Raw genomic sequence first — 10,635 nt, forward strand, 5'->3', positions numbered from 1 at the left:
CAACTACAACAATGGATTGCGGGTCTGCCGAATTATATCAAGGTATACCTACCTGTTTCAGTCTGCGAAAGTTGAGTCATTTATAATATAAATAGGATAAAAAATATAGAGGTGTTTCATATGGAACCAACATTAAAAGTGATCAATGCCCTTTCTGACCCGACCCGCTACTCGATTTACCAATTTGTACTGAAGAAACGGAGCGAAGTATCCGTCCAGGAAGTGGCCAATGAATTTCATATTCATCCGAATGTGGCAAGGCTCCATTTGTCCAAGCTCGAAGATGTTAAGGTGATTTCATCTGAACTGAACAAAACCGGGAAAGGCGGGCGCCCGGCAAGGCTGTATAAAAGCTCTGAACAAGTGGTAGAACTCTCCTTCCCGCACCGTGAATACAAATTGCTGTCCAACATTTTGCTTGAAGCAATCAACAAAATGAAACTGGCAGATGCAGGCCTTTTGAAAGATATCGGCCGGGAGTACGGAAAACGGATCATCGAAAACATCTTAAAAAACATGAATAAAACAAAAGACCAGCTGACATTTAACGAAAAATTATCTGTGCTCGCAAGCGTGTCCACCGTGGACGGATATTGCATCGAAACGCTGGAAACAACAGAGAAGAACGAACTCGATTACCATGTATACAACTGTCCGTTCCGGGAATTAATCCATCACTCGGCGGATGTTTGCGAGATGCATGTCGCCTATATTCATGGGTTGTTTGAGGCGCTGTTTGACGATTTCGACATCAACCAGCAGGAAACGATGCTCCATGATTGCAGCGAATGCATTTATCATGTGAAAGTTGCTAAAGTTGCGAATTAAGCACCGGTTGTGTTTACACCCCTTCTTTATTCCTTTATAATAAAACTTGATGGACATAAAAAGAAGGGGTGGTTCATTTGGATCGTATGTACCGCGTACTGGGTTTCTGGACTGGTGTAATGGCAGTCATGTTTTTTCTCGGCGGCATGAAAGAAACCGCTTTATTGTTTCTGGCCCAGACCGGTTTCTTTGTGCTTGTCAGCTACTTGAAACTGTCCGAACGCATGTATATGTACATCTTTGGGGCATATTTAACGATTTTCTTCGCCGGCTTTACGTACTACACCACGTTTATACTCACACCCGGCTTCGGCGAATAACCTGTTCCTCTTAAAATCTGCTTGCTTTTTTCTTGCACTAAAAAAACCGGCAGCGCATGCCGGTTTTTTTATCCCTCCAAAAACGGGTTGGAGTCTTTTTCCGCCCCGATCGTTGTCTGCGGCCCGTGTCCCGGGAGCACGATCGTGTCCGGATGCAAAACCAATAATTTTGTATGAATGCTTTCCAGCAAAACGCCGTGATTCCCACCCGGTAGATCAGTCCGTCCGATGCTGCCGGAAAAAAGGGCGTCCCCTGAAAAAACAATGTTGTGTTCAGGCAGCCAGTACGAAACACTGCCCGGTGAATGGCCCGGTGTTTCCAGCACGTGAAGCGAAAAAGCGCCGATTTTCAATATGTCTTCCCCGGTGATCAGCTTTTCCGCCCCGCGCGCGCTGATTTCTCCCATCCCGAAAAAATAGGACCCGTTTTGCCCGGGATCCCCAAGCCACATCTCTTCCTTTTGATGGACATAGGCCGGGATCTTGTACGCATCCCGCACTGCATCAAGAGCACCAATATGGTCAAAATGGGCATGCGTTAAAAGCACCGCGTGCGGTTTCAGCCCATTTTCCCCGATAAAAGCATGCAGTCTGTGAAATTCAGCCCCGGGGTCAAAAATCAAACAGTCTTTTTCCTCGTTCCACAGGATATAGCAATTCGTCTGAATGGGCCCGACCGGCAATTGTTTCCATTTCATTCGTATCCCTCCTGTCCTATTGTATCATGTTTTCATCCGCAAAAAATGCCTGTTCATTTACTCGACAAATCACCAGACTGGTTGTAAAATAAAGATAATTGAATGCCTTTTCATTATAAGGGGGATGTCATGGGTACAGTCATTATTTTCAGTCTCGTCTCCATTCTGTCACTGATTGGTTTCATTACTGCGGCCAAAAACAAAAATATCCTCGGATTTATTTTCGGTATCATTTCTTTTGCCCTTTTCGGCTGGTTTGCCATCATGACCGTCATCCATTCGGGCTACCCGACCTTTACTTAATGCTTAAAAAAGCGGCGCCATGCCGCTTTTTTGCATCTTTGCATCACCAAAAACCGAAGCAAGTTCCCGTAATTCAATTTGTCTTAAAGCTTAGTGCGCGCTAGCACACAAGTTTGCAACAGGCTGCCCGTCTCTAGATGATTCAGTCCAAAAAAACCATTTCTTTTTCTCTGCAGCATAAAGACTTGCGCAAAACGACCATACCGCCCTTGTAGTACGGAGGCTGGAAAAAAACTCCTCTTTTCAGATATCGCTGTTTCTCGTATGGCAAAATCAGCGCGTATCATGAAAGAGGGAGCTTTCCTTATATTTTATTTAACGCCAACCACGCTGCCCCGAGCACGCCAGCATCGTTTCCCAATGTGGCAAGTTCCAGTTTTGTCGATTTGCCGACCGTGTTGAACGCGTATTTCAAAAAATAAGCGCGCACTGGGTTTAAGAGCGTTTCGCCTGCTTTTGACACCCCGCCCCCTAACACGATTTTTTCCGGATTTAACGTATTTGCCACACTTGCCAGCGCAAGCCCGAGGTATTTTGCCGTTTCGTCCACAATTTCACAGGAAAGGGCATCGCCCGCTTTCGCAAAATCAAACACATCTTTAGCGGTTACCGAGCCGCTTTGGGCATACAAATCTTTTAACGGAGACGCGCTGCTAAATGCAGCCAGTTTCGCCATGGCTGTCCTGACCACACCTGTTGCAGAAGCGACCGTTTCAAGGCAGCCGGTTTTCCCGCAGTTACACTTTGCCCCGCCTTCCGGAATAACGGTAATATGGCCAATTTCGCCTGCCGCCCCTTTTACACCGTGGACGATGTCGCCGCCTGTAATGATGCCGCCGCCGACACCGGTGCCAAGCGTAACGAAGACCATTTCCCCGGAACCTTTCCCGGCACCCTTCCACATTTCACCGAGTGCCGCAACGTTTGCATCATTATCGATCACCACTTTTAACCCCGTCCATTTTTGCAATGTCCCGGCAGCCGGATAATGCTGTGCCCAGCCGATATTGACGGTTTCATAGATCACGCCGGCTTCCATATCAACCGGTCCCGGTACGCCGAGGCCGATCCCTGTGATATCTTTTTTCTCCCGCTTTACCCGGGCCAATTCGTCCTCAATCGATTTTGCGATATTCGGAAGGATCGCTTCCCCCTGGTTAGCCGTCACAGTCGGGATCTCCCATCTGTGTACAATATCGCCTGCTTCATTCACAAATGCCAGTTTTGTGGTGGTGCCCCCCAAATCAATGCCAATGATCCATTTCTCAGCCATTTCGCTCACCCTCAATTTTTTTCTCTTTTTCCAACCGTTTTTCCTGCCTGATGATCAACAGGGCGGTTTCGTATTCGCGGTTTTCCAGCACCCTTGCCTGGTACAATTGTCTCAGTTCCAATTCCATCAGCTCGAGATCGGCAAGCCGGTCCCCGATATAGACAATAATGCCGAATTTTTTCAAAAGCTGCTGCACATCATAAAGCGTTCTCATTTCGACCCAGCTTTCGTTTGATAAAAATCTGTTCCAAAGAAAAGTATAATCGATTGTGCAGCTTCTAACAAGCATCAAATTGCGGCAATTTGCCGGATCATTTGGCCGCTCGGCATGGAAGTGCGCTGTGAAACCATGCCCGGAGCATTTTTTGAAGAATGGCCGTGACAACCCGCGGTCTCAAAGAGGGAATTTTTTATCCCGGCAGAATTCGTCCCCCGAAAGGCCCGCGCTTGCACGCCAAAGAAGCGGGCCGGAACCGAAACGGGGGGCATACTTTATTAGACGCCGCGCAGGCCCATATAAACGAGGAAAGCGGCAAGAAGAAGAGCCGGAAGCTGTACACCGATGCGCTTCCGTTTCGGAAAGTGGACGATGCATGCTGCGAGAAAACCGCCGAAAAGCCCGCCAAGATGCCCGAAATTGTCAATGCCGGAAACGGAGAAGCCGAAAACGAGATTAATGATGATGAGCGTAATGACACTCGATCCCATTGTCCGGAAAAAAAGATCGCGGTAAGCCGTCCCGATGTAAAGCAAAGCGCCAAACAAGCCAAAAATCGCACCGCTTGCGCCGGCAGAAAGGCTTGGCGAAAACAGGAAGCTGGCCAGGCAGCCTGTAAACCCGGCGAACAAATAAATCAGGGCAAAACGCGCCTTACCGTAAATCCGTTCGACAAGCGGCCCGATGTAATATAAAGAGAGCGAATTCATAAAAAGGTGCATGATCCCGATGTGAATAAAAACCGGCGTAATCAGCCGCCAATATTGCCCTTCCATAATCAGCGGGTTGTACTTGGCGCCGAAACGAATCAGGTTTTGCGTATTCTGCGTCCCGCCGGTAAGCGACATGATAATAAACACGGCAATCTGTACGGCCAGAAAGACGTATGTAAAAAACGGCCTGCCCGCATCAAACAGCTGCCGTTCCTCCTCTTCCCGTTGCGCCTCGGCTGCGAACACCATCCGCTGTAATGCATAGGGGTCCCCACCCATGGTTTCGGGCGCAATCGCAAGCCGGCCTTCCGTAAACTGACGCAGCTTGCTGATCCCGGGATCAGGATTCTCCCCTTCAATCAATACGCTGTGGAGTTCCGTTTTTCCGCCATTAATATGCATCGGTTCATCCAAATAAATTTCATAATCGTCAACCGGCGCATACGCACTCACATAAATATTGAGTACGCGCGGAGCAAGCCGTCTTATTTGTTTGCATAAATCTTCAGCCTGTGCGCAACAATCACGGATGTCGCGGTACAACCAGTTGCCCCAGTCGATGTCATACCGCAAAAGGCGCACAAGCGGCAAATTCTTCTTTTTTGGATTGGCAAGCCACATTTCATCCCGGTTTTCACTCAAAAACATGATCCGGTACTCATTTTCCACGACAAAATGGCGGCTGATTGCCCAAAACAAAACATCTGCCCTGCTGTTCACGATTTCCCCTGCCTTTTTCCATCCATTTTATCCTAACTATATCGAAAAAAAGAGCGGAGTGTAAAGCGTTTGGCCTTTTACACCCGCCCTTTTTCGCCGTTATTGAAAAATCTGGCCCATGACGCGTGACCGCAATCCTGGAATCCGCATTGCTGCCGTGACCGCCAATTTTCTCGCAGGGCCGTACCCCAATACAGTGTTTAATACCCGGTAACGGTTCCGGTAAGCTGCTGAAAACAGAAGCAGTACCGCCATCCACTTCAGCCATCTGTTCATGGCGATTCCCCCCCAAAAAAATTTTCCGCAACTCATTTCTATTTTTCCTGCCGGGAGAAAAATTATCCGCTATATAAAATGAGCGAAACATCGCTACTTTGTTGCCGGCTGCAAAAAGAAATCTGTGCAAATGGATGACCTTGTTTCAATGTAAAAACTTCAGTTCATTTTATATGTAAGTCCCGGCAAAAGAAAAAACAGCAGGAAAACGCCTGCTGTTTACTTTGTTTCGCGATGTACGGTTGCACGTTTGTCCCGCGGGCAATATTTTTTCAATTCAATACGGTCCGGGGTCGTACGTTTATTTTTCGTTGTAATATAGTTACGCTCACCGCATTCCGTGCAAGCCAGTGTAATGTTTACACGCATGTTTCATCCCTCCATCTTTCTCAATCGATCGTGCATACGACTTATCTATCATAGCATTTTTCACAGACGATTGCCAGTATGTTTTTTCGGGCAAAACCGTTCTTCCCGCCGGCTGCCGGTATAGGTGAAATTTTCACTTGAATGGGGGCAAGTCCGCCGCTCCCCCTTTTCTTGCACGATTTCGCCCCCTCTTGCCAGAAAGGCGGTACACTTCACCGGAAAATCGTGATATAACTAACAATAGTACTTTGCAATGAAAAAGGAGAGAAATGGATGGTTATGACGCTGATGGTGTTACTGGCGCTTTCTGTGGTATTGTTTCTTATTTCGTTTTTCCGCCAGGACCGCGTGCATCTGGTAGAACAGGAACTGGAAGATTTGTCTTTAAAATTTTTCCAGGAAACGTACCAGATCAAAAAAAGATTACAGACGCTCGAAGAAGAATTCATGGCGCCTGGAGCCGACCCGCTTCTTCCGGATTCGTCCGGCGAAAGGATGCCGGTCAATGAAATTGTAAAAAACCAGGTGCTCGCTTTGTTCCGGCAAGGTCTTTCATTCGAACAGATTGCAAGGCAGTCCGCCCTCCCTGTAAACGAAGTGAAGCGCATCATTACGGGTGCCATGGAATAGAAAACGGATAGCGGGAAACCCCGTTATCCGTTTTTGATCGCAGCCATTAGTTCGAACCGCCTGCCCCGTTTTCGGCTGTTGGTACGGCCGTGTTGGCAGCATGGCTTTCTTCTTTTTTCTTCAGGTTAAAATAAGCTTTAAACACACGGTTCGCAATCTTTAAATTTGTGTGCGGGTCGGATGCGCCTCCCATGTAAGACCATGGCACAACAACCGAAATGGCAATTTCCGGGTGATTGTAAGGCGCATAACCGACAAAGGTGGAATTCCATGCATCTGACCAAATGGAAGGATGTGCCCTTCCGGCCGCATCGTATTTTTCCACCAGTTCACCGCCATAAACAGCCTGTGCCGTCCCGGTTTTCCCTGCCACTTTCAGACTGGAATCAATCCGCCCGTAAGCTGTTCCGTGGGGAACGTTCACCACGTTATAAAAACCTTGTTTGACGCGGTTGATGTATGACTCCTTCATATCCACACGGTTTAAGACCGTCGTGCCGATTTCTTTTTCGACAGGCCCGAGTGTCTTGCCGTCCGGGCTCGGTTCACGGATTTCCTTCGCAATATGCGGCTGCACGCGATAACCGCCGTTTGCAATCGTGGAAACATACTGGCAGAGCTGAAGCGCAGTATACGTGTCAAACTGCCCGATCCCAAAGTCGAGCACGTTCCCGCTGTTCGGCGGGACTTCCGTTTGATAGCCGCCGACTTCACCCGGAAGATCAATACCGGTTTTAACACCTAGCCCGAATTGGGCAAAATATTTGCGCAATGTCCGGATCGTTTTCATTTTGTCAATATTAAGCGAGCCATTCGGTACATAATTGTGCTGCCCGCCGATCGCCATGACCGTCCGGAACATATATACGTTTGATGAAACCTGCAGGGCCTTTAAGTCGTTAATCGCACCAAAACCAGACGTCACCCACGATTTTTTCACAGGGGTGCTGGCGAAATGGAGCGGCTGGTCGACAAATACACTCCCGGGCGAAATGGCCCCGGTCTGATACCCGGTCAAAACAGTCGCACCTTTCACTGCAGAACCCGAAGGATAAGCAGTTGTCATATTCCCAAGTGCAAAGTCCTTGATTTTCGCAGACCCGTTTTTTGTGACCACCTGCTTGCCGGCCATTGTCAGCACTTCACCGGTATTCGGGTTCATAACGGTGACAAAGGCACGGTCAACAAGCGGATTGCTTGCGCGGGCCGCTTTGATTTCATCGGTAATAATTTTTTCAACTTCTCTTTGCAGGTCAATGTCAACAGACAAAACAAGGTCGCTGCCCGGCTTCCCTTTGCTGATTACTTTTGAAGAGATGACATTTCCTTTTTTATCCTGCTTCGCTTCCACTTTTTCTTTTTCGCCGTTTAAGACATCTTCATACTGCTGTTCAATGTAACTTTTCCCGACGCGGTCATTGCGGCTGTATCCGCGGGCCGTGTAGTACTGTTCCTTATCGGCAGGCAGGCCTTCTTTTTCGGTTGTCACATCGCCAAGGATTGACCCCAAAACCGAATCGTTGCTGTTTGCCTCTTTGAACACATAGTTCCGCTCCCAGTCGGTTGTAATATCCACGCCCGGCAGCGCTGAAAGATTCTCGCTCACAGTCGCATACTCTTTATTCGTCACGTCCGTGTTTTTGATAATTTGCGGGGACAGCACATAGCCGGCCGACATTTTGCTGTAGATCGCGAGCACATTGAGATCATCCCGCGACAGTGAATCCAGATCCTGTTTCGTAATCCGATTCAGCTGCAACTTGTATATTTTGTCGCTGTCGTTGTCGAGCTTTGCCTGTTCCGCTTTGGAAACGAGCTGTTTTGCCGCTTTCGGATGGGTCAGGATCCAAAAGTCTTTTTTATCCCGGTCCGTTAGCCGTTTCACATCCGCATCCGGCACTTTGATGATTTCCCCGAGTTTCCTTGCCACTTTCAGCATTTTCCCGTTGTCATCCGCCTGGGTTCTCGTATATGTGATCGCCTTCAGCGCTTTATTGCCCACAATCACTTTATAGTTCCGGTCAAGAATTCTTCCTCTTGGAACAGAAGTATGGATCGTCTTGTCTTCCGTCTGTTCAAGTTCTTTTTTGTAATCCTGGCCGTAGACAATCTGCACGATGCCCAGACGCACGACTAAGACCGAAAAAAGCACAAAAACAGCAAAGAACAGCATATTCATTCTAAATGGAATATGCGACCGCCTTTTTCGCTTCTTTTTCTTCAACCTTTTTCTGCTCCTCCCTTCGCCATCGGCTATACATTTCATTTTAGCGAAAAAGTGCGGACATGGCTATAAAAAATACCGCCATTTTTGGAAACGGCGGCCTTACATATCCCCAATCCGGATATTCCTTGTAAAAAGCGAAATGCATAAATGCCCTGCCCCAATCACAAGCATCAGCACGCGGATGCTTACCTGGCTGTTGAAAAAAGTGACGGCTGCAATGAAAAGCAAAATCGAAGCGACTCTGCCGGCATTGGTAAATATTTCAAGCACGACAACATACTCAATCCGTGCTTCCGCTGCTTTCCATGCCCTGCCGATCACATCGTATGTCATCGAATTATATGGGACAAGCAGAAGCGGGTAAGCAATCGCAATCGTTGCGGCATAAAGCAGCATTCTCGGATAGGTGACTTCAAAAATAAACAAAAACACGGCCGCATACAGAAGCAGTCCGCCTAAAAAAATGGAGCGCTGGCGGTGTTTGATTTTTATATAACGGGCAACGAGCGTGTACCCGAGAAACTGCAGGCAGGAATTGATCAACCCGAACGTGCCGAGAGAAAGCTCGCTCCCCGTGGAAAGGAACACGAAAACGGAAATCATAAACACAAACGTGCCATCCCTTAAACCTTGAACAAAATGGGCGCTTGTAATCCGTTTCCAATTCGGGTTGCGATGCCGTTCCTTTACGATTTGCTTAAACAAATAACGGCCGTGTGCAGGTCGTGGTGCAATAAAAAAACTGAGGACGACGGCAAGAGCAAACAGGATGAGGGAGAGCGCAAAAACGACCGTATAACCGCTTTTCCCGATCGCTGAAATGATCAGCCCGGCGGCAAACGGTCCGGCCATGCCGCCGATGGATCCGAATGCCCCCATAAAGCCGTTAAAAAAATCCCTCGTCTCGGGCTCCGTAATTTCAAACGTCAGCACGTTATAGGCGAGCCAGTAAAAGCCATAGCCGATCCCGAGCAGCCCGCCAAGCAAAACGATAAAATCGCCGGCATGCCCCCGCGAAAACAGCACGCTTAAATAAAACAGCGCCAAAAAGGCAACCCCGATCCTGAACACCATGACCCTGTCCACTTTTTTCGCCCATCTTCCCGCGATGATAAAAGTGAGCGGCTGCAGGATAACAACCGATAAATTATATACCGCCAGATCTATGTACTTCCCTGTCTGCTTCCATAAATATATGTTAACGAAAGAATTGGACAGAGAAACGCTTAAAGAATAAAGCCCGCCGATCGCAAGCAGCAGCAGCAGATCTTTTGACAGTTCTATATCTCCGAACCATTTTTGCACATGCTTCATAAATCAAAACTCCCCCCATTCCCCTATATTGTTTTGAAAAACGGGGGCGTTTATGCACGAGCGCAATCGAGTAGGAGGCTAATCATTATTTGATTAGCCGACCTCTCACACCACCGTGCGTACGGTTCCGTACACGGCGGTTCTAAAGTTTACGACCGTACAGACAGATAGTAATCCAGAAAACTTATATACCTTGCTCTTCGGAAGAGTTCGTTTGTAAGGGTTCTAGCTAAGATATGGCTGCCGGAGATTCTCCAGTAGCCTTTTCTTGTGTTAGCCCATTCCCACGCCTTTCTTTTATTGATCCCTAATTTCTTGAGCCAATAAAATCTTGTGCGTACTCTCTTCCATCTTTTCCAAGTTACCATTCGCATTCTTCTTCGTGTCCATTGGTCCAGTCTGGTTACCAGACTTTTCATATCCGCTAGCTTGTAGTAATTTACCCATCCTCGGACAGTGTCGTTTAGCCTTTTCTTTCTTTCCTCTACGCTTAATCCGTTGCTTCTTCCTGTGATTCTGCGAATTTTCTCCTTTAATTTTTGAACACCCTTCGGGTGTACCCGGAATTTGCATTTTCCTTCATAAAGGTAAAATCCATAACTCAGGAACTTGATGTTTCTAATATGTGTGATCATCGTCTTCTCTCGGTTCACTTTGAGTCGCAATTTCTTCTCAATGAATGGGAGAATGTTATGGTATGTTCTTTCGCAGCTTCTTCGGCTTTTACAGAATATGATCACATCATCA

The 10,635-nt window shown here is 47.6% G+C and carries 13 protein-coding genes; 4 read left to right on the forward strand and 9 right to left on the reverse strand.

The window, feature by feature from the left end; translation table 11 throughout:
* Positions 1–120 precede the first annotated feature (120 nt).
* Positions 121–828, forward strand: coding sequence for a helix-turn-helix transcriptional regulator (locus NFR98_RS14895; protein ID WP_251460499.1), 708 nt, complete (start codon positions 121–123; stop codon positions 826–828).
* A gap of 77 nt (positions 829–905) precedes the next feature.
* Positions 906–1,148: a DUF2626 domain-containing protein gene (locus NFR98_RS14900; RefSeq protein WP_014098019.1), complete on the forward strand. Its 243-nt coding sequence runs from the start codon at positions 906–908 to the stop codon at positions 1,146–1,148.
* Between the two features lie 68 nt (positions 1,149–1,216).
* Here NFR98_RS14900 and NFR98_RS14905 read toward each other — a convergent pair whose 3' ends face one another.
* Positions 1,217–1,846 carry an MBL fold metallo-hydrolase gene (locus NFR98_RS14905; RefSeq protein WP_035187941.1) on the reverse strand — a complete coding sequence of 210 codons (630 nt, stop codon included), beginning with the start codon at positions 1,844–1,846 and terminating at the stop codon, positions 1,217–1,219.
* A 129-nt stretch (positions 1,847–1,975) separates the two neighbouring features.
* Here NFR98_RS14905 and NFR98_RS14910 point away from each other — a divergent pair, with 129 nt between their 5' ends.
* Complete coding sequence (locus tag NFR98_RS14910; RefSeq protein ID WP_014098017.1) at positions 1,976–2,149, forward strand: DUF2759 domain-containing protein; 174 nt, start codon at positions 1,976–1,978, stop codon at positions 2,147–2,149.
* A 304-nt stretch (positions 2,150–2,453) separates the two neighbouring features.
* Here the strand turns inward: NFR98_RS14910 and NFR98_RS14915 are convergent, their stop codons facing one another.
* The 5 genes from NFR98_RS14915 to rpmG all read right to left on the reverse strand — a co-directional run bounded on the left by NFR98_RS14915 (position 2,454) and on the right by rpmG (position 5,717).
* A complete protein-coding gene (locus NFR98_RS14915) occupies positions 2,454–3,422 on the reverse strand; it encodes an ROK family glucokinase (protein WP_251460503.1) in 969 nt (322 codons plus the stop codon).
* A complete protein-coding gene (locus NFR98_RS14920; protein WP_013859652.1) occupies positions 3,415–3,636 on the reverse strand; it encodes a YqgQ family protein in 222 nt (73 codons plus the stop codon). The genes NFR98_RS14915 and NFR98_RS14920 overlap by 8 nt, the downstream gene beginning before the upstream one ends.
* A gap of 281 nt (positions 3,637–3,917) precedes the next feature.
* Entirely contained in the window at positions 3,918–5,072 is a 1,155-nt protein-coding gene (locus tag NFR98_RS14925; RefSeq protein WP_017550537.1) for a rhomboid family intramembrane serine protease, read from the reverse strand.
* 99 nt (positions 5,073–5,171) lie between these two features.
* Entirely contained in the window at positions 5,172–5,348 is a 177-nt protein-coding gene (gene yqgO, locus NFR98_RS14930) for a protein YqgO (protein WP_195854848.1), read from the reverse strand.
* Positions 5,349–5,567: 219 nt separating this feature from the next.
* Entirely contained in the window at positions 5,568–5,717 is a 150-nt protein-coding gene (gene rpmG, locus NFR98_RS14935) for a 50S ribosomal protein L33 (RefSeq protein WP_014098013.1), read from the reverse strand.
* A 273-nt stretch (positions 5,718–5,990) separates the two neighbouring features.
* Between rpmG and NFR98_RS14940 the strand changes: the two genes are divergently transcribed.
* Positions 5,991–6,347, forward strand: a complete 357-nt coding sequence (locus tag NFR98_RS14940; RefSeq protein WP_017550540.1) for a hypothetical protein — start codon at positions 5,991–5,993, stop codon at positions 6,345–6,347.
* Positions 6,348–6,393: 46 nt separating this feature from the next.
* Here NFR98_RS14940 and NFR98_RS14945 read toward each other — a convergent pair whose 3' ends face one another.
* The 3 genes from NFR98_RS14945 to NFR98_RS14955 all read right to left on the reverse strand — a co-directional run.
* Positions 6,394–8,571 (reverse strand): peptidoglycan D,D-transpeptidase FtsI family protein, encoded by a 2,178-nt coding sequence (locus NFR98_RS14945; protein WP_061087038.1) that lies wholly within the window; start codon positions 8,569–8,571, stop codon positions 6,394–6,396.
* Positions 8,572–8,673: 102 nt separating this feature from the next.
* On the reverse strand, positions 8,674–9,888 hold the full coding sequence (locus tag NFR98_RS14950; RefSeq protein WP_061087039.1) for an MFS transporter: 1,215 nt from the start codon (positions 9,886–9,888) through the stop codon (positions 8,674–8,676).
* 149 nt (positions 9,889–10,037) lie between these two features.
* The coding region (locus tag NFR98_RS14955) for a group II intron maturase-specific domain-containing protein (RefSeq protein WP_277613385.1) at positions 10,038–10,635 on the reverse strand (598 nt) is incomplete at its 5' end.

It is taken from the genome of Weizmannia agrestimuris, from assembly GCF_943193165.1.
Lineage (GTDB): Bacteria > Bacillota > Bacilli > Bacillales > Bacillaceae_C > Weizmannia > Weizmannia faecalis.